Origin of the sequence: Yokenella regensburgei, from assembly GCF_051486985.1 — a bacterium.
In the GTDB taxonomy this organism is placed as follows: domain Bacteria; phylum Pseudomonadota; class Gammaproteobacteria; order Enterobacterales; family Enterobacteriaceae; genus CBFFRJ01.
Genome location: NZ_JAHVDV010000002.1, coordinates 259,977 through 278,434, shown reverse-complemented (window position 1 = coordinate 278,434; position 18,458 = coordinate 259,977). Strand labels below are relative to the sequence as shown.

General features: G+C 53.5%; 18 protein-coding genes and 1 riboswitch. Of the genes, 10 read left to right on the top strand and 8 right to left on the bottom strand.

Annotated elements, in window-relative coordinates; all coding sequences use genetic code 11:
- Positions 1-21: 21 nt before the first annotated feature.
- From KXR87_RS03015 to moaA, 6 genes are all read right to left on the bottom strand, one after another.
- Complete coding sequence (locus KXR87_RS03015) at positions 22-729, bottom strand: Bax inhibitor-1/YccA family protein (RefSeq protein ID WP_437430786.1); 708 nt, start codon at positions 727-729, stop codon at positions 22-24.
- A 59-nt stretch (positions 730-788) separates the two neighbouring features.
- A complete protein-coding gene (gene moaE, locus KXR87_RS03010) occupies positions 789-1,241 on the bottom strand; it encodes a molybdopterin synthase catalytic subunit MoaE (protein ID WP_437430785.1) in 453 nt (150 codons plus the stop codon).
- Between the two features lies 1 nt (position 1,242).
- The gene (gene moaD / locus KXR87_RS03005; RefSeq protein ID WP_437430784.1) at positions 1,243-1,488 is read right to left on the bottom strand and encodes a molybdopterin synthase sulfur carrier subunit; all 246 of its coding nucleotides are present in this window, start codon (positions 1,486-1,488) and stop codon (positions 1,243-1,245) included.
- A complete protein-coding gene (gene moaC, locus KXR87_RS03000; RefSeq protein WP_437430783.1) occupies positions 1,481-1,966 on the bottom strand; it encodes a cyclic pyranopterin monophosphate synthase MoaC in 486 nt (161 codons plus the stop codon). Before moaC ends, moaD begins: the two co-directional genes overlap by 8 nt.
- Positions 1,967-1,969: 3 nt before the next feature.
- Positions 1,970-2,482 (bottom strand): molybdenum cofactor biosynthesis protein B, encoded by a 513-nt coding sequence (gene moaB / locus KXR87_RS02995; protein ID WP_437430782.1) that lies wholly within the window; start codon positions 2,480-2,482, stop codon positions 1,970-1,972.
- Positions 2,483-2,502: 20 nt separating this feature from the next.
- Complete coding sequence (gene moaA, locus KXR87_RS02990) at positions 2,503-3,492, bottom strand: GTP 3',8-cyclase MoaA (protein WP_437430781.1); 990 nt, start codon at positions 3,490-3,492, stop codon at positions 2,503-2,505.
- Positions 3,480-3,625, bottom strand: a riboswitch (molybdenum cofactor riboswitch). (Overlaps the previous gene by 13 nt.)
- A gap of 226 nt (positions 3,626-3,851) precedes the next feature.
- On the opposite strand from moaA, the gene yvcK reads away from it, so the two are divergent.
- Complete coding sequence (gene yvcK, locus KXR87_RS02985; RefSeq protein ID WP_437430780.1) at positions 3,852-4,760, top strand: uridine diphosphate-N-acetylglucosamine-binding protein YvcK; 909 nt, start codon at positions 3,852-3,854, stop codon at positions 4,758-4,760.
- Between the two features lie 71 nt (positions 4,761-4,831).
- Here the strand turns inward: yvcK and uxuA are convergent, their stop codons facing one another.
- The gene (uxuA, locus tag KXR87_RS02980; protein ID WP_437430779.1) at positions 4,832-6,022 is read right to left on the bottom strand and encodes a mannonate dehydratase; all 1,191 of its coding nucleotides are present in this window, start codon (positions 6,020-6,022) and stop codon (positions 4,832-4,834) included.
- A gap of 204 nt (positions 6,023-6,226) precedes the next feature.
- Between uxuA and KXR87_RS02975 the strand changes: the two genes are divergently transcribed.
- From KXR87_RS02975 to yejF, 9 genes are all read left to right on the top strand, one after another.
- Entirely contained in the window at positions 6,227-7,693 is a 1,467-nt protein-coding gene (locus KXR87_RS02975) for a mannitol dehydrogenase family protein (RefSeq protein ID WP_437430778.1), read from the top strand.
- Between the two features lie 115 nt (positions 7,694-7,808).
- On the top strand, positions 7,809-8,786 hold the full coding sequence (locus KXR87_RS02970; protein WP_437430777.1) for a CobW family GTP-binding protein: 978 nt from the start codon (positions 7,809-7,811) through the stop codon (positions 8,784-8,786).
- A gap of 42 nt (positions 8,787-8,828) precedes the next feature.
- Positions 8,829-9,521: a phosphatase PAP2 family protein gene (locus KXR87_RS02965; protein WP_437430819.1), complete on the top strand. Its 693-nt coding sequence runs from the start codon at positions 8,829-8,831 to the stop codon at positions 9,519-9,521.
- A 431-nt stretch (positions 9,522-9,952) separates the two neighbouring features.
- Positions 9,953-10,516, top strand: coding sequence for a bifunctional murein DD-endopeptidase/murein LD-carboxypeptidase (mepS, locus tag KXR87_RS02960; RefSeq protein WP_437430776.1), 564 nt, complete (start codon positions 9,953-9,955; stop codon positions 10,514-10,516).
- Between the two features lie 193 nt (positions 10,517-10,709).
- A complete protein-coding gene (locus KXR87_RS02955) occupies positions 10,710-12,266 on the top strand; it encodes a cyclic di-GMP phosphodiesterase (RefSeq protein ID WP_437430775.1) in 1,557 nt (518 codons plus the stop codon).
- A gap of 127 nt (positions 12,267-12,393) precedes the next feature.
- Positions 12,394-14,169 carry an extracellular solute-binding protein gene (locus KXR87_RS02950; protein ID WP_437430818.1) on the top strand — a complete coding sequence of 592 codons (1,776 nt, stop codon included), beginning with the start codon at positions 12,394-12,396 and terminating at the stop codon, positions 14,167-14,169.
- Positions 14,170-14,178: 9 nt separating this feature from the next.
- Positions 14,179-15,279 (top strand): microcin C ABC transporter permease YejB, encoded by a 1,101-nt coding sequence (locus KXR87_RS02945; protein WP_437430774.1) that lies wholly within the window; start codon positions 14,179-14,181, stop codon positions 15,277-15,279.
- A complete protein-coding gene (locus KXR87_RS02940) occupies positions 15,279-16,304 on the top strand; it encodes a microcin C ABC transporter permease (RefSeq protein ID WP_437430773.1) in 1,026 nt (341 codons plus the stop codon). The genes KXR87_RS02945 and KXR87_RS02940 overlap by 1 nt, the downstream gene beginning before the upstream one ends.
- A gap of 1 nt (position 16,305) precedes the next feature.
- Complete coding sequence (yejF, locus tag KXR87_RS02935; RefSeq protein WP_437430772.1) at positions 16,306-17,895, top strand: microcin C ABC transporter ATP-binding protein YejF; 1,590 nt, start codon at positions 16,306-16,308, stop codon at positions 17,893-17,895.
- 3 nt (positions 17,896-17,898) lie between these two features.
- Here yejF and KXR87_RS02930 read toward each other — a convergent pair whose 3' ends face one another.
- Positions 17,899-18,243: a YejG family protein gene (locus KXR87_RS02930; RefSeq protein ID WP_437430771.1), complete on the bottom strand. Its 345-nt coding sequence runs from the start codon at positions 18,241-18,243 to the stop codon at positions 17,899-17,901.
- Positions 18,244-18,458 lie beyond the last annotated feature (215 nt).

The following is an 18,458-nucleotide window of genomic DNA, read 5'->3' as shown; positions in this document are numbered from 1 at the left end:
GCCCCATCCGGCTAAACGGGATTAACGGCGGTTGCCGAAGATGCGCAGTAGCATCAGAAACAGGTTGATAAAATCCAGATAGAGGGTCAGCGCGCCGAGAATGGAATATTTGCGCAGTGTGGATTTATCCTGCACGTCAATTTGCGTGCCGATGCTTTTCAGTTTCTGCGTGTCGTAGGCGGTGAGCCCGACAAACACAATCACGCCGACGTAAGTCACTACCCACATCAACGTCTCGCTTTTCAGCCAGAAGTTAACCAGCGACGCCAGAATAATGCCGATGAGCGCCATAAAGAGCATATTGCCAAAACCGCTAAGATCGCGCCTGGTGGTATAGCCATAAAGACTCATGGCACCAAACATCCCGGCGGTAACAACAAAGGTCGCGGCGATGGATTCTGTGGTGTAGATGTAAAGGATGCTTGAAAGCGTAAGCCCGGTCAGTGCCGAGTAGAGCATAAACAGCGTCGTGGCAACGCCAGCGCTTAAGCGCTGAATCATGCCCGACAGCACAAACACCAGCCCAAGCTGGGCGATGATAAGGCCAAAGAAAGTGATCTGGCTTGAGAATACCAGGGCCATGATATTTTCATTGCTGGCGGCGTAACCGGCGACAAAGGCCGTCAGTAACAGCCCGCAGGTCATCCAGCCATAAACCTGTGCCATGTACGTTTGCAGGCCCGTGCGGGCAGATGACACTATCGAATCGGATCGTGGAAATCGGTCCATAAATCGCTCCTGATTAATGGGATTAGTCGCCTTAAGCCTAACACATTCGGGGTAAAACGTTACCAGCGCTGCGCGGCCTGCTTATCGCTGTCCCGCGCGTCCACCCAGCGCTCGCCCTGTGCTGTCGCTTCTCGTTTCCAGAACGGTGCCCGTGTTTTCAGCTGATCCATGATGAACTGTCCGGCATCAAAGGCGCTGCTGCGATGGGCGCTGGTGACGCCGACGAAAACGATATCATCTCCCGGCCAGAGCTCACCCACGCGATGGATAACGGTTACCCGGCCAAGGGGCCAGCGCCCACGCGCCTCTTCAACGATAGCCGCAAGGGATTTCTCCGTCATGCCTGGGTAGTGCTCAAGCGTCAGAGCGCTTACGCTGTCGCCCAGATTATGGTTGCGGACTTTGCCGGTAAAGGTGACGACAGCACCGTCTTCATCCCGCTGCGCAAGCCAGCTGTATTCGTCACCAACGCTAAACGCTGCGGTGCCGACCTGAATGCGTGTCTGTGTCATCTCAGCCTCCGGTCACCGGCGGGAAAAAGGCGACTTCATCGCCGTCTGCGATGGGGCTGTCGAAACTCACCAGCGTCTGATTCACCGCTGCCAGCAATTTGCCCTCTTCCAGCGCCAGCGCCCAGCGGTCACTGCGTTGGGCGAGATGGGCACGAAGCGCCTCCACCGACGTGAATTCCTGCTCAAGCGTCAGACGATCACAGTCGGTCAGCTCACGGACCTGCGCGAAAAAAAGTACGTTAATCATTGCTCTCCACCCTGAAGTCGCCAGATTTGCCGCCGCTTTTAGCCAGTAGTCTGACCGGGCCGATAACCATATCCTTCTGGACGGCTTTGCACATGTCGTAAATCGTCAGCGCCGCGACCGAGGCGGCGGTCAGCGCTTCCATTTCGACGCCCGTTTTACCGCTCAGACGGCACACTGACTCAATGCGCACCCGATTCTGCTGAGACTGCGCCTCCAGTTGCACTTCCACTTTACTAAGCAGCAATGGATGGCAAAGCGGAATCAGATCCCAGGTTCGTTTCGCCGCCTGAATTCCGGCAATGCGTGCGGTGGCAAAAACATCGCCCTTGTGATGGCTGCCGTCAATGATCATCGCCAGGGTTTCAGGAAGCATGGTAACAAAGGCTTCGGCGCGCGCTTCGCGCACGGTTTCTGCCTTGGCAGACACATCGACCATGTGCGCTTCGCCATCGGCGTTAATGTGGGTCAGTTGCGTCATCGTTCAGGACTTAATGTGGGAGTGAAAATTACACGGACGCGTACGGGCATCCAGCTGCGGCGCAATGATATTTTCCCAGGCGGTACGGCAGGCTTTCGGCGAGCCGGGCATGGCGAAAATCAGCGTCTTGTTTGCCACCCCTGCCAGCGCGCGGGATTGTAGGGTTGAGGTACCAATCTCCTCGAATGAGAGCATACGGAACACTTCGCCAAAACCTTCGATTTCACGATCGAAGAGCGGCAGCAGGGCTTCGGGTGTCTGATCGCCCTCGGTAAAACCGGTGCCGCCGTTGACCAGCACAACCTGAACTTCATCGCTGGCGATCCACGCCGAGACCTGGGCACGAATGGCATAGCGGTTCTCTTTTACAATTGCTCTGGCAACAACCTGATGACCGCTCTCCTGAGCCGCATCGCGCAGCCAGTGACCGGCCGTGTCATCCTCTTCGCTACGCCGGCTGGACACGGTAAGAATAGCGATACGGGTTGCTACAAACTCCGCACTGACCTGACTCATTCACTATCTCCTTGCGGCGTTTATCCGCCGATGTAAGAAAGGTTTTGCGTAATGCCAGTATGACCCTGATGCAGGAAATGGGTCTGTTTTTTGTGGCCGAGGGCTTCGGTAATGCGCCTCTCAAGCGACTCCTGCTGCCAGTCCTCCTGGAGCAGATCGCGCAAATTCACGCCCCCGTCGCCAAACAGACACAGGTGCAGTTTGCCGGTTGACGAGACGCGCAGCCGGTTACAGGTGGCACAAAAATCTTTTTCATAAGGCATGATGAGGCCGATTTCGCCGGCATAATCCGGGTGGCAGAAGACCTGTGCGGGGCCATCGCTGCGCTGACTCAGCTGGCGTATCCAGCCACGACGCAGAAGTTCATCGCGCAGCACCATGCCGGACAGATGATGTCTGCGAAACAGGTCGCTCCCCTCACCCGTTTCCATGAGTTCAATAAAACGCAGTTGAATGCGGCGAGGCTGGATCCACGCCAGGAAGGTGTCGAGCTGATGATGGTTCACGTCACGCATCAGCACGGTATTCACTTTTACTTTTTCGAAGCCCGCAGCAAAGGCAGCATCAATGCCGTCCATCACCTGGCGAAACTTGTCCTGACCGGTGATGGCATGAAACTGTCGGGCATCGAGGCTGTCCACGCTGACGTTAAGCGCTGTCAGTCCGGCCTCACGCCAGTTGGCAATATCACGTGCAAGACGATAACCGTTGGTGGTCACCGCAATCTGGCGGATAGTGGGATTTTCGCGTACCGCAGCGATGATGTCGGTGAAATCACGGCGCAGCGAGGGTTCCCCGCCCGTCAGTCGGACTTTCTCGGTACCCATTGAGGAAAACGCACGCGTGACGCGCCGGATTTCTTCCAGACGGAGAAAACCGTTATTGGTGATGCCACCAGGCTTGTAGCCATCAGGCAGGCAGTATGTGCAACGAAAATTGCACACATCTGTGATCGACAAACGTAAATAATAAAACTTACGCGCGAACGTGTCAGTGAGTTGTGTGGCCATGTACACCTTTCCAGATACGGGAGATGCAGTCATTTCTTCCTGCACCCTGGCGGCTGATACCCGAAGGCATCGCCACGGCCAAAATGCCTTATCATCAGACGTAGGCACAGAGGCTTGAGTGTATGTTGTAGGTAACGCTACCTGAGCGTTACGGCGATAGTAGCGCGAACTGCTTACCTGCGCCATCATCAATATCGCTATGTAAAACTATATATAACGAGTTAATTGTACATTTTCGATATAGAGTACGTGTAAATGGTATTTTTGCTTTGATATGTGTCATTTTCCGCCGGACAGGGCATCGTCTTTTGGTGGTATTTAGGCTAACGTAACCGGGTAATTTTCTTTCAAGGATTTCTATGCGTAATCGCACTCTTGCTGACCTCGACCGGGTGGTTGCACTCGGCGGCGGCCATGGTCTGGGCCGCGTGATGTCGTCGCTATCATCATTAGGTTCAAGGTTGACCGGCATTGTCACCACCACGGATAACGGCGGCTCAACCGGTCGAATTCGCCGCTCTGAAGGCGGCATCGCGTGGGGCGATATGCGCAACTGTTTAAATCAGTTAATTGCTGAACCCAGCGTCGCCTCAGCCATGTTTGAATACCGTTTTAGCGGTAATGGCGAACTTTCCGGGCATAACCTCGGAAACTTGATGTTAAAGGCGCTGGACCACCTCAGCGTGCGCCCGCTGGAAGCCATTAATATTATTCGTAACTTATTGAAAGTGGATGCTTTCCTCATTCCCATGTCCGAACAGCCTGTCGATCTTATGGCCACGGACAGCGAGGGCAACCTGGTCTATGGCGAAGTGGATATCGATCAGCTGGAGTCCCCGGTACAAGAGCTAATGCTTTTTCCGAAGGTCCACGCGACGCGGGAGGCGATTCAGGCCATCGCCGAGGCGGATTTAATCCTGATTGGGCCAGGCAGTTTTTATACCAGTCTCCTGCCGCTGCTTTTGCTGGAAGATCTGGCGCAGGCGCTCAGACGGACTCCTGCTCCCGTGGTCTATATTGGCAATCTGGGAAAAGAGTTGAGTGTCGCAGCCGCCAGCCTGACGCTAAAAGATAAGCTGAGCATAATGGAACAGTATGTTGGCAAGCCGATCATTGATGCGGTTGTGGTGGGGCCACACGTTGATGTCTCGGCGGTCAGCGATCGGGTGATCATACAGGACACCCTTGAAGCCAGTGATATCCCCTACCGCCACGACCGCCATCTGTTACGTATGGCGCTGGAGAAAGCAGTGCAGCGGCTGGGATAAATACCCGCCCTTCTCACCCGCCACGTCGTTACGCGCTTAAGCAACGTGGCGGGCTACCGGCAGTGTGTGACTTACAACAGCTCGGGGTATTTGGTCATTTTCAGCGCAAGCTCAACGCCACGCACTTCCGCCATCCCTTTCAGACGGCCGATAGCAGAATAACCTGGGTTGGTTTTTTTACGTAAGTCATCCAGCATCTGATGCCCGTGGTCCGGACGGAACGGAATGGGTCGTAAATCACCGGCATGTTTACGGCGACGTTCTTCCTTCAGAATCGCGTCTACCACGGCCACCATGTTGACGTCGCCACCCAGGTGCGCCGCTTCGTGGAACGTTTTCGGATTGGCTTCGCGGCAGGTCGAACGCAGATGTGTAAAGTGGATGCGGTCGCCAAAAGTTTCAATCATCCGCACCAGGTCGTTATCGGCGCGCACGCCATAGGAGCCGGTACACATGGTAAAGCCGTTATGGATGCTGTCTACCGCCTCTTTCAGCCACTGCATATCTTCCAGCGTGGAGACAATGCGCGGCAGGCCCAGAATAGGACGCGGCGGATCGTCAGGATGTACAGCAAGACGTAAGCCGCAGGCTTCTGCCACCGGAACAATGGCACGCAGGAAATAAGCCATGTTTTCACGCAGCTGCGCTTTATCAATGCCATCATATTCCGCGAGGCGAGCATGGAATTGTTCAAGGGTATACCCCTCTTCCGCACCCGGCAGACCGGCGATGATATTACGCGTCAGCTTCTCTCTCTCTGCGGCACTCATTGCCTCGAAACAGGCCAGCGCCTGTTGCTGCTCTTCGTCGCTGTAGTCGGCTTCGGCACCTTTACGTTTTAAAATGTGCAGTTCAAACGCGGCAAAGGCAATCTGATCAAAGCGCAACGCTTTTGAGCCATCCGGCAACTGATACTCCAGATCGGTACGGGTCCAGTCCAGAATCGGCATGAAGTTATAACAGACCGTATCAATGCCGCATTCCGCCAGATTGCGGATGCTCTGCTGATAGTTCGCAATCCAGGTATCAAACTGGCCGGTGTGGGTTTTGATCTCTTCGTGAACAGGAATACTTTCTACGACAGACCACACCAGCCCTTTATCTGCCAGCAGCGCCTGGCGTTTTTTGATCTCATCGATCGGCCAGACCTGCCCATTTGGGATATGATGAAGCGCAGTCACCACGCCCGTTGCGCCAGCCTGACGCACATCATCCAACGACACCGGATCATTCGGCCCATACCAACGCCAGGTTTGTTCCATCGTGTAACCCTCAAAAAGTTGTTATACCAATATAATGCCATTAATGACGACTACCATACAGGCTTCCCGAATCAGGTCAAAGCCTACGCCAGCAATGATTGATCCAGCTCACATTCCCCGGATATATAAGGCACACCAATTTAATTTGCTGTCATATAACTTTACACTGCATATTGTTAATTATTAGTTAAACAGGTGTCATCTATGCAGACTATTGCCTCCGCTACCCTACCGGATTCGGTAAAGCGTCCTCAATACGACCGTCACGCTTTACGTTCACGTATTGTTCACTTCGGCTTTGGTGCTTTTCATCGTGCGCATCAGGCGCTGTTAACTGATACCGTGCTGAATGCCCGGGGCGGCGACTGGGGTATCTGTGAGATTAGCCTGTTCAGCGGCGATCAATTGATGACGCAACTACGTCAGCAGGACCACCTCTATACGGTGCTGGAAAAAGGCGCGGAAGGGAACGAGGCCCGCATTATTGGGGTGGTAAATGAATGCCTGAACGCAAAACTGGACTCCCTGGCGGCCATCATTGAAAAATTTTGCGAACCCCAGGTCGCTATCGTTTCTCTGACCATCACTGAAAAGGGCTATTGCATTGACCCAGCGACGGGCAAGCTGGACCTTAGTCAGCCACGTATTGCCCATGACCTTGAACACCCTGACGAGCCCCACTCCGCACCGGGTATTCTGGTGGAGGCGCTTTCGCGCCGCCGCGAGCGCGGTCTGTCCCCTTTTACGGTACTCTCCTGTGACAATATCCCGGACAATGGTCATATCGTGAAACATGCCGTGATTGGTATGGCGCAAACCCGCTCGGCTGAACTGGCCGACTGGATCAGCGAGCAGGTGAGTTTTCCCTCCACAATGGTTGATCGCATTGTACCTGCCGCAACAGAGGAATCCCTTGCGGAGATCGCCGATGTGCTGGGGGTTGCCGATCCTGTTGCCATTAGTTGTGAGCCATATATTCAGTGGGTCATCGAAGATGCGTTCGTGGCAGGTCGTCCGCAATGGGAAGTGGCCGGGGTGCAGATGGTGCAGGACGTCCGCCCCTGGGAAGAGATGAAACTGCGCATGCTGAACGGCAGCCACTCATTTCTGGCCTACCTTGGCTACCTGGCGGGATTCGCGCACATTGCAGACTGTATGGAGGATGCGGACTTCCGTGCGGCAGCGCACCAGCTCATGCTAAAGGAACAAGCGCCCACCCTTACCATCAGCGGCGTCGACCTCAATGCCTATGCCGCGAGTCTTCTTGCACGCTTCGCCAATCCGGCCCTTAAACATCGTACCTGGCAGATCGCGATGGACGGCAGCCAGAAGCTTCCGCAGCGTATGCTCGACAGCATTCGGATCCACCTTCAGCGTGGCAGCGACTGGTCGTTGCTGGCACTGGGCGTGGCGGGTTGGATGCGCTACGTCAGCGGTAAGGATGATGCCGGTGCTGACATTGACGTGCGCGATCCGCTGGTCGATAAAATTCGCGCCATCATCGGGACCAGCAGCGAAAGTGAGCGCGTCGTGGCGTTGCTGACCCTGAGCGAAATCTTCGGTAGCGATCTCAGCACGAACCCCGTGTTTGTCGATGCCATTCAGTCAGCCTGGGATAATCTTGCACAGCACGGTGCTCATGCAGCTGTGCACAGCCTCCTTTCGCGTTAACCTTTTTTGCCTTTAAAAAGAGTGGAGAGTGCTTTCTCCACTCTCACCCTTCTCTTTTTCTTACTTATTCGCCAGGATTATTGCACTAACAATTGTGCGTAATGATGGAGTGTATGTGACCAGGACCAACCTTATCACTGGCTTTCTCGGCAGTGGAAAAACCACCTCAATTCTGCATCTGCTGGCAAATAAACCCCAACACGAAAAATGGGCCGTGCTGGTCAATGAATTTGGTGAAGTTGGCATTGATGGTGCCTTACTGGCTGACAGCGGTGCGTTGCTTAAAGAGATACCCGGCGGATGTATGTGTTGTGTCAACGGGCTGCCGATGCAGGTCGGTCTCAACACCCTGTTGCGTCAGGGCAAGCCGGACCGCTTACTGATAGAGCCAACCGGCCTGGGCCATCCCAAACAGATCCTTGATATGTTGACGGCGCCGGTGTACGAACCCTGGATCGATCTGCGGGCCACCTTGTGCCTGTTTGACCCCCGCCAGCTGCTGGATGAAAAAACGCTTACCAACGAAAACTTTCGCGATCAGCTCGCTGCAGCCGACATCATCGTTGCCAATAAACAAGACCGGGCGACACCGGAGAGCCTTGAGGCGTTCGGGCAGTGGTGGCAATTATATGGCGCAGACCGTCAGCTCATTAACACCACACAGGGCGATATTCCTGCCGAACTACTGGATATGCCGCGTCGTAATACCCGCACGCTGCCGACCAGTGCACAACATCACCATCATACGGGAGAGCAAAAAGGACTTGCAGCATTGAGTCTTCCGCAACATCAGCGCTGGCGCCGTAGTCTGAATCAGGGGCAGGGTCATCAGGCCTGCGGCTGGATCTTCGATGCTGAAACCCGGTTCGATACTATCGGTCTGATGGAGTGGGCGCGCCTCGCCCCTGTTGAGCGGGTTAAGGGCGTCATGCGCATACCCGAAGGATTAGTGCGGCTTAATCGTCAGGGCCAGGATTTTCACATTGAAACGCAAAATGTTGCCCCACCCGATAGTCGAATCGAGCTCATTACCTCGTCAGAAGCCGACTGGAATGCGCTTCAGTCCAGTCTGTTGAAGCTTCGTTTAGATTAAGGGTACTAGTGTGGCGCCCGTGTCTGTTAAGAATGGCTAATGATGAAAACTCGCTTACCGCAAATTTTACTGCTTAATATCGCCGGCCTGGCGCTGTCCCTCTCCTGGTACTTACCTGTAAATCATGGTGTCTGGTTCACGCTTGATGCGTCCATCTTCCATTTCTTCAATCAGGGTCTGGTCGAGAGTCGCGCCTTTTTATGGCTGGTGGCGTTAACAAACAACCGTGCCTTCGACGCCTGCTCATTACTGGCGATGGGATGTCTGATGTTGAGCTTCTGGATGAAGGAGGACCGCCTGGGGCGTCGCCGCATCCTTATTATTGGCCTGACCATGCTGTTGTTTGCAGTGGCAATCAACCAACTGGCGCAATTACTTATTCCGATAAAACGTGCAAGTCCTACGCTCTTTTTCAGCGATATTCATCGTGTCAGTGAATTATTATCTTTCCCGACGAAAGACGCCTCAAAAGATAGCTTTCCGGGCGATCATGGAATGATGTTGCTAATTTTTTCCGCCATTATGCTGCGCTATTTTGGGAAAAAAGCCTTTGCCATCGCCCTGATTATTTTTGTGGTTTTCGCCTTCCCACGGGTAATGAGTGGCGCGCACTGGTTTACTGATATTGCCGTTGGATCGCTCTCCGTGGCGCTAATTGCTCTGCCGTGGTGCCTGATGACACCGCTCAGTGACAAAATAATCGCCGCTTTTGAACGGTATTTGCCGGGAAAGTAAACAACCGCCTTACATCTTATTAACAAATCTACGCTGTTACTATCAGGGATCGTTTTGATCCCTGATACAAACTGCCTTACACTCCTGCATCTTCGTCATTGCCCTGTCACAATTTTCATGTTGTAAATGAGTCAGTTGTAGGGTTTTTAACCTAAATTGATTATTTTTTGCGCATTCCTGGAAATTAACTTTTTGTATCATTATTTCTTATAAAAAAACGCCTAAAAGCGCTCGCAATGCTAAGGGTGATAGGGTACTCTCGGTCTGCCTCGTTGAAAAAGAGCGATATTCTTATTGCGAATAATTTTGTGCGGTCTACCACAGATTTGACCATCAAGAATTGTCTCATTGAATCCAGGTAATTACTCTCGCTGCGTTGGCATTTTTTATAACGAATTTTTCGTTAAGGACTTCAAGGGAAAATAATTAACATGGTCAAATCTCAGCCGATTTTGAGATATATCTTGCGGGCGATTCCCGCGATTGCAGTAGCCGTTTTGTTGTCAGCGTGTTCCTCGAACACAGCAAAGAATATGCATCCTGAGACGCATGCTGTGGGTGAAGATCCTTCTTCACTGCAAGCCTCTCAGGATGAATTTGAAAGTATGGTTCGTAATCTGGACGTCAAGTCCCGCATTATGGATCAATATGCAAGCTGGAAAGGCGTTCGTTACCGTTTAGGTGGTGACACCAAGAAAGGTATCGATTGTTCCGGTTTTGTTCAGCGTACTTTCCGCGAACAGTTTGGTTTAGAGTTACCGCGCTCAACGTATGAGCAACAAGAGATGGGGCGTTCAGTTTCACGCACCAGCCTTCGTACCGGTGATCTCGTTTTATTCCGGGCAGGTTCTACCGGTCGTCATGTAGGTATCTATCTGGGCAATAACCAGTTTGTGCATGCCTCCACCAGTAGTGGTGTAATGATTTCCAGCATGGACGAGCCATACTGGAAGAAGCGCTATAATGAAGCGCGCCGCGTACTGAGCCGTAGCTAATCTTTGTCTTTGCCGGTTATTCCCTTGGCTGGCGCAATGACAATAAAAAAACACCGCGATGGCGGTGTTTTTTTTGGCTAAATTCCACCATAAAAATCTATGTCTCGCCATGCTATTCCAGGCTATATTCCAGGCAGGCAAGCAGCGCAATGGCTTTGTTCAGCGCCCTTTCACATCGGAATAACGCGTACTGATGTTTACCCGCAACGTGACAGCAACCCGAAAAATCCTTCTGCTAAGTATACTGGCAGGTTTTCTGGCAGCCATGATTGTGGGTGGGGCCCAGTTCTTAATTTTACAGAATAAGCATGAAGAAAAGTTAGATGAGATGGTGGGTGGCATTCAGCACTGGCTCGTCGACTATCTCTCCGATATCAGAAACACTGCGGAGTCGTTACAACCTCTCACGCTGAACGAATGCCGCGAGGTTGCGAGCGAACTGACCTCCCGCGCCGCTTTTACGCTCAACGTGCGCGCCTTTTTGCTCATTAAAGGTGACAGGGCCATCTGCTCCTCGGCAACCGGCGTCATGAATAGCTCTATGCGGGATCTGGTACCTGAAATAGATTTAGAAAAAGATGAGGATATGGCGCTCTTACCCGGCACCCCCATGATGCCGGGTAAACCCTCAGTGGTGATGTGGTTCCGTAGTCCACTTTTAGATGGTCGCGGCGTCTTTGCTTCGTTAAATATTAACCTTGCCCCTTTTCTTCTCTATAGCCCACAACAACAAGAGTTGAACGGCATTGCGCTGGGAATAGGCAATAACGCTATCTCCACCTTTTCACCGGGTCTCATTGACTTACAATCCCTGCCAGCGCCGCCTTTTCGTGTCGCTCCGCTGCCGGGCCTGCCGTTGACCATTTATCTGTACGCTAAAAAATGGAAAGCTGAAGATATTCAGTTCGCCACCTTATTCGGCGTTGTGTCGGGGATAGTTGCAGGAATGCTGGCCGCTTATGTGTTATCCATTCACCTGCGGCCCGGAAAAGAGATCCTGACAGCCATCAAGCGTGACCAGTTCTATGTGGTCTATCAACCCGTGCTGGATGCCACTGATCTTAAGGTTCGTGGCGCAGAAGCCTTAATGCGCTGGAAGCACCCCACGGCTGGCGAAATTCCAGCCGATGCCTTTATCCAGTTTGCCGAGGCGCAGAAACTGATTGTCCCGTTGACGCTGCATCTTTTTAAGCTCATTGCCCGTGATGCCGCAACACTCCAGACCCTGCTTCCCGAAGGCGCAAAACTTGGTGTCAACATTGCGCCGGGCCACCTGCACGCCAGTACATTTAAAGATGACATTCGTGCTTTCTCACATGCGCTGCCTGCGGACTATTTTAGTCTGGTCCTGGAAATTACCGAGCGCGACATGCTTCACGAAGCAGAAGCGGCAACGCTTTTTCAGTGGTTACACAATGAAGGTTATGAAATTGCCATTGATGACTTTGGCACTGGCCACAGCGCGTTGATCTACCTTGAACGTTTTACCCTTGATTATCTGAAAATCGATCGCGGTTTTGTCAATGCAATTGGCACCGAAACCGTTACCTCACCGGTGCTGGATGCCGTTCTGACGCTGGCGAAGCGGTTGAATATGGCGACGGTGGCAGAAGGCGTCGAGACTCCGGAACAGGCGCGCTGGCTGCGTGAGCATGGCGTCCATTTCCTGCAGGGTTACTATTTCAGTCGCCCCATGACGCTTGCGCAGTTCATGGCATGGCAACCCGCCCCCTTCTCATCACGACTTTAGTGCCGTTATTATTTCACAACGGACCTGCCCTCCCTTATTATTCAATAAGAAGACGACGTTGCGCCCGGAGCGCTGCTGGTAAAGGAACTCACCCATGACGTTTTTGCGCGTAGTGATTGCATTTTTGATGCTCGTAAGCCTGGCAGGTCAGGCGCAAACAATAAAAGAGAGTTACTCCTTTGCGGTCATTGGCGAACCTAAATACGCTGTCAACTTCACCCATTTTGACTATGTAAATCCCGCCGCACCCAAAGGCGGCAGCGTGACTCTCTCCAGCATTGGCACTTTTGATAACTTCAACCGTTTTGCCCTGCGGGGAAACGCCGCGGTTCGCACCGAGTCCCTTTACGATACGCTGTTTACCACCTCCGATGACGAACCGGGAAGTTACTACCCGCTCATCGCCGAGATGGCCCGCTATGCCGACGACTACAGCTGGGTGGAGGTCATGCTCAACCCGAAAGCCACGTTTCACGACGGCTCTCCCATTCGCGCCAGTGATGTCGCCTTCACCTTCCATAAATTTATGACCGAAGGGGTGCCACAATTTCGCCTGATCTATAAAGGGACGACCGTCAAAGCCATTGCGCCACTGACGGTGCGCATTGAATTAGGTGAACCCGGTAAAGAGAACATGCTGAGCCTCCTCTCTTTGCCAGTGATGCCGGAAAAATTCTGGAAAGATCATAAACTAAGTGATCCCATTGGCACGCCCCCGCCTGGCAGCGGCCCCTATCGCATCACTGCCTGGCGCATGGGTCAGTATGTCACCTGGTCGCGCGTGAAGGATTACTGGGGAGCTAACCTGCCTGTAAACCGCGGGCGCTGGAATTTTGATACTCTCCGCTACGATTACTACCTCGATGATAATGTGGCCTTTGAAGCCTTCAAAGCGGGCGCGTTTGATATGCGTACCGAAGGCAGCGCGAAAAACTGGGCTACCCGCTACATCGGCAACAACTTTAGCCGTGGCTATATCGTCAAAGATGAACAGAAGAACACCTCAGCTCAGGACACACGCTGGCTGGCGTTTAACATCCAACGTCCCGTCTTCAGTGACAGGCGAGTGCGCGAAGCCGTCTCCCTGGCGTTTGACTTCGAATGGATGAACAAAGCATTGTTTTATAACGCTTATAGCCGGACCACCAGCTATTTTCAGAACACCGAGTATGCCGCTCGTGGTTACCCTGATGCGGCAGAACTGACGCTGCTGGCACCGATGAAAGCCGAGATCCCCCCTGAAGTTTTCACAACCATCTATACCCCTGCCGTCTCGAAAGGGGATGGTTACGATCGGGAAAACCTGCTGAAGGCAAGCGAATTGCTTACCCAGGCGGGCTGGGTAATGAAAAACCAGCAACGGGTTAATGCAAAAACCGGTAAACCCTTCGTTTTTGAGATACTGCTGCCTTCAGGGGGCAACAATCAGTGGGTGCTCCCTTTCCAGCATAACCTCGCGCGTCTGGGCATCACGATGGACATTCGACAGGTTGATAACTCACAGATAACCAACCGCCTGCGCAGCCGGGATTACGATATGATGCCGCGCGTCTGGCGGGCAATGCCGTGGCCCAGCGCCGACCTGCAAATTTCATGGGGGTCGGCCTATATCGACTCTACCTATAACTCCCCCGGCGTAAAAAGTCCCGTCATCGACAAGCTTATCGCGCAAATTATTCAAGCGCAGGGCGACAAGGCACGGCTGCTTCCCCTGGGACGCGCGCTGGATCGTGTACTGACCTGGAATTATTACATGTTGCCGATGTGGTATATGTCTGCCGACCAGATAGCCTACTGGGATAAATTTTCGATGCCGGGGAGTCGTCCTGTCTATTCGCTCGGCTTTGATACCTGGTGGTATGACGTAAATAAAGCGGCAAAATTGCCCGCCGCCAGACGTTAAGGAGAAGGAATGGGCGCTTATCTGATTCGCCGCTTATTGCTGATAATCCCGACGTTGTGGGCCATTATCACCATTAACTTTTTTATTGTGCAGATAGCACCAGGCGGCCCGGTTGATCAGGCCATCGCCGCTATTGAATTTGGTCATCAGACCGGATTGCCGGGCACAACGACAGAGGGTGCCAGCGCCACTCACGCCCGCACCGGTGTTGGCAGCGCGCTGAGCAATGACAGCCACTACCGCGGTGGCCGTGGGCTGGATCCTGAGGTGATCGCCGAAATTACGCAGCGTTACGGTTTTGATAAGCCCCTGCATGAGCGTTATTTCAAAATGCTCCGGGATTACGTGCGTTTTGATTTTGGCGAGAGCCTGTTCCGCAGTGCCTCCGTCCTGCAGCTTATCAAAGAGAGTATGCCGGTTTCGATTACGCTCGGCCTGTGGGGAACGCTGATTATCTACCTGGTTTCCATCCCGCTTGGCATTCGTAAAGCCGTCTGTAACGGCAGTCGGTTTGATATCTGGAGCAGTGCGTTCATTATCATCGGCTACGCGATCCCGGCATTTCTGTTTGCCATTCTGTTAATTGTTTTCTTTGCCGGCGGCAGCTATTACGACATCTTCCCACTGCGAGGGCTGGTATCCGCAAACTTCGATACCCTGCCCTGGTATGGCAAAATCACCGACTACTTATGGCACATCACCTTACCGGTACTGGCAACGGTGATTGGCGGCTTTGCCGCACTGACCATGCTCACTAAAAATTCCTTTATGGATGAGATCCGTAAGCAGTACGTGGTTACCGCGCGGGCAAAAGGGGTCAGCGAGGGGCCGATTATGCGCAAGCATGTCTTCCGTAACGCCATGCTGCTGGTTATTGCCGGCTTCCCCGCGACCTTCATCAGCATGTTCTTTACCGGCTCGCTGTTAATTGAGGTGATTTTTTCGCTAAACGGCCTCGGCCTGCTGGGTTATGAAGCGACCGTCTCCAGGGATTATCCGGTGATGTTTGGTACGCTCTATATTTTCACCCTGATCGGCCTGCTGCTGAATATCCTCAGTGATATCAGTTACACGCTGGTCGACCCGCGTATCGATTTCGAGGGACGCTGATGTTTCACTTAAGCTACGTCAATCAGACCCGTTGGGCGCGCTTTCGCCACAATCGTCGCGGCTACTGGTCGCTGTGGATTTTTATGCTGCTGTTCGCCTTCAGCCTCTGCGCTGAACTGATCGCGAATGATAAACCGCTGCTGGTACGCTATCAGGGGCAGTGGTACGTGCCAGTGGTGGCAAATTACAGCGAGAGTGAGTTTGGCGGCCCCTTTGCCACCCCGGCGGATTATCAGGATCCCTGGCTGCAAAACCAGATAAACCAGCACGGCTGGATGCTACAGGCGCCGATTCGCTTCGGCGCGCGCAGCATTAATTACAGTACCACGCAGCCCTTCCCCTCCCCGCCCTCTGCACAAAACTGGCTCGGTACTGATGCAAACGGTGGCGACGTACTGGCGCGCATTCTCTATGGCACACGCATTTCCCTGCTCTTTGGCCTGATGCTCACCGTCTGCTCCTGCGTAATTGGCGTGCTGGCCGGCGCGATTCAGGGCTACTACGGCGGCAGGATCGACCTCTGGGGGCAGCGCTTTATTGAGGTGTGGTCAGGCATGCCAACGCTGTTCCTGATTATTTTGCTCTCGAGCGTGGTGCAACCGGGATTCTGGTGGCTGCTGGCGATTACCGTATTATTTGGCTGGATGAGTCTGGTGGGCGTGGTGCGTGCTGAATTTCTTCGCACCCGCAACTTTGACTATATACGGGCGGCACAGGCACTTGGGGTAAACGATCGCAGCATAATGCTGCGCCACATGCTGCCCAATGCGATGGTCGCAACCCTCACCTTTTTGCCGTTTATTTTATGCAGCTCCATCTCAACGCTCACCTCCCTCGACTTCCTCGGCTTCGGTTTACCTCTGGGGTCGCCTTCTCTGGGCGAGCTGCTGTTACAGGGTAAAAATAACCTCCAGGCACCGTGGCTGGGTATTGCAGCCTTTCTGTCCGTCGCGGTGCTTTTATCACTGTTGATATTTATTGGTGAAGCCGTGCGCGACGCCTTTGATCCCAATAAGGCGGTCTGAAATGACAACCCCGCTGTTACACATTGATTCCCTCTCTATCGCCTTTCGCCAGCAGGCGACCCTGCGCACCGTGGTAAGCGATCTCTCCTTACAGGTTCATGCAGGCGAAACCCTGGCGCTGGTCGGCGAATCCGGGTCCGGTAAGAGCGTAAGCGCCCTGTCGATTCTGCGCCTGCTCCCCTCCCCCCCCGTTGTTTATCCGCAGGGTGACATCTTTTTTCATGGTGTAAGTCTGCTGCACGCCAGCGAGAAGACGTTGCGTCAGGTGCGCGGTAACAAGGTCGCCATGATTTTTCAGGAGCCGATGGTGTCGCTGAACCCGTTACATAACGTGGAGAAACAACTTTATGAAGTGCTTTCGTTGCATCGTGGCATGCGCCGCGAAGCAGCCAGGGCAGAGATCCTCACCTGCCTCGATCGCGTAGGTATTCGTAACGCCCGCCAGCGCCTGGGGGATTTTCCGCATCAGCTTTCCGGCGGCGAACGCCAGCGCGTGATGATTGCTATGGCATTGCTGACGAAACCAGAGCTGCTGATTGCCGATGAACCCACAACGGCCCTGGACGTGACCGTTCAGGCGCAAATCCTCGCACTGTTACAGGAGCTGCGCCATGAGCTCAACATGGGGTTGCTGTTTATCACCCACAACCTTGGCATCGTCAGAAAACTGGCGGACAACGTTGCGGTGATGCAGAACGGCAAATGCGTGGAACAAAACCGCACGGAAGCCCTTTTTTCCGCCCCAGCTCACCCCTATACGCAACGGCTGATTAACAGTGAACCGGCCGGAGATCCCGTTCCCCTGCCGACAGCCACGGCCCCGCTGTTGCGTGTGGAGAACCTGGGGGTGCGTTTCCCCATTCGTAAGGGCGTCCTGAAGCGTGTCGTTGGGCATAATGAGGTGGTCAAAGGGGTGAGTTTTAACCTGCGCCCCGGTGAGACGCTGGGGCTGGTAGGGGAATCGGGTTCAGGTAAAAGCACCACGGGCCTTGCGCTGCTGCGCCTGATTGCCTCTGACGGGAAGATTCATTTTGATGGGCAGCCCATTGACCAGTGGGATCGCAAAAAGATGCTGCCAGTACGCCATCGTATTCAGGTGGTCTTCCAGGATCCTAACTCATCGCTTAATCCGCGACTTAATGTTCAGCAAATCATCGAAGAGGGGCTGCGGGTGCATCAGCCAACGCTGACCCCACAGGCGCGGGAGGATCAGGTGGTTCGGGTAATGGAAGAGGTGGGACTGGATCCTGAGACACGTCGGCGGTTTCCCGGTGAGTTTTCGGGGGGCCAGCGCCAGCGTATCGCGATTGCCCGTGCGCTGATTCTGAAACCGTCACTTATTATTCTCGATGAACCGACCTCGTCGCTTGACCGCACCGTGCAGGCTCAGATTCTGACGTTACTCAAGACCCTTCAGCAGACGCACAGGCTGGCCTACATTTTTATCAGCCACGATTTGCAGGTCGTGCGAGCCTTATGCCATCAGGTTATCGTGCTAAGACAAGGGGAAGTGGTCGAGCAGGGAGAGTGCGAGCAGGTCTTCAACAACCCGCAACAGGCGTACACGCGTCAGCTGCTGGCGCTACGCTGACGCTCAAAACGGGTTCTGGCGGGTAAACGGCTCGGCGATGGCTACACCGAAGTTTTTCAGACGACAGGTCGCCGCGTGCTCATCCTGACAGTTTACGAACAGGCAGGGTTCCCCTTCGCACTCCACCACAGAGCAATCCACTTCAATATCACTTAACGCCTGACTGAGTTTATGCATTACCGGCCAGGCGTTATCACCGTCCGGACTCAGCAGCTTCAGGGCGACCAGGCTACCTTCCGCATCGTTACCATTCTGCGGAATCGGTTCAACCCTGGCACCTGCAAAACCATCCAGCCAGCGATAGCTCTGAGGGAGACGATGGATGATGGAGAGTTGTAATGTATTCACGTTCATTCCCCGGAAGTCACTTAACTTCACAAATATTTTACAATCATGTTAACACATTATTGACAAATCGTCGCGCCACCTACGGTGAAAAGGTGAAAAGCGTTGTGTCATGCGGATTAGCGGTTCATTTAATAAGGTTTTCTTGTCGAACAGCTGCCACTTTTTCGGCTATATGTACCTGTTTATGAGATCTAACTCAACCTTTTTCACTACAA

Coding starts and splice junctions, on each gene's coding strand:
- KXR87_RS03015 (WP_437430786.1), bottom strand. CDS start 729: ATGGACCGATTTCCACGATCCGATTCGATAGTGTCATCTGCCCGCACG.
- moaE (WP_437430785.1), bottom strand. CDS start 1,241: ATGACACAGACACGCATTCAGGTCGGCACCGCAGCGTTTAGCGTTGGT.
- moaD (WP_437430784.1), bottom strand. CDS start 1,488: ATGATTAACGTACTTTTTTTCGCGCAGGTCCGTGAGCTGACCGACTGT.
- moaC (WP_437430783.1), bottom strand. CDS start 1,966: ATGACGCAACTGACCCACATTAACGCCGATGGCGAAGCGCACATGGTC.
- moaB (WP_437430782.1), bottom strand. CDS start 2,482: ATGAGTCAGGTCAGTGCGGAGTTTGTAGCAACCCGTATCGCTATTCTT.
- moaA (WP_437430781.1), bottom strand. CDS start 3,492: ATGGCCACACAACTCACTGACACGTTCGCGCGTAAGTTTTATTATTTA.
- yvcK (WP_437430780.1), top strand. CDS start 3,852: ATGCGTAATCGCACTCTTGCTGACCTCGACCGGGTGGTTGCACTCGGC.
- uxuA (WP_437430779.1), bottom strand. CDS start 6,022: ATGGAACAAACCTGGCGTTGGTATGGGCCGAATGATCCGGTGTCGTTG.
- KXR87_RS02975 (WP_437430778.1), top strand. CDS start 6,227: ATGCAGACTATTGCCTCCGCTACCCTACCGGATTCGGTAAAGCGTCCT.
- KXR87_RS02965 (WP_437430819.1), top strand. CDS start 8,829: ATGAAAACTCGCTTACCGCAAATTTTACTGCTTAATATCGCCGGCCTG.
- mepS (WP_437430776.1), top strand. CDS start 9,953: ATGGTCAAATCTCAGCCGATTTTGAGATATATCTTGCGGGCGATTCCC.
- KXR87_RS02955 (WP_437430775.1), top strand. CDS start 10,710: ATGTTTACCCGCAACGTGACAGCAACCCGAAAAATCCTTCTGCTAAGT.
- KXR87_RS02950 (WP_437430818.1), top strand. CDS start 12,394: ATGCTCGTAAGCCTGGCAGGTCAGGCGCAAACAATAAAAGAGAGTTAC.
- KXR87_RS02945 (WP_437430774.1), top strand. CDS start 14,179: ATGGGCGCTTATCTGATTCGCCGCTTATTGCTGATAATCCCGACGTTG.
- KXR87_RS02940 (WP_437430773.1), top strand. CDS start 15,279: ATGTTTCACTTAAGCTACGTCAATCAGACCCGTTGGGCGCGCTTTCGC.
- yejF (WP_437430772.1), top strand. CDS start 16,306: ATGACAACCCCGCTGTTACACATTGATTCCCTCTCTATCGCCTTTCGC.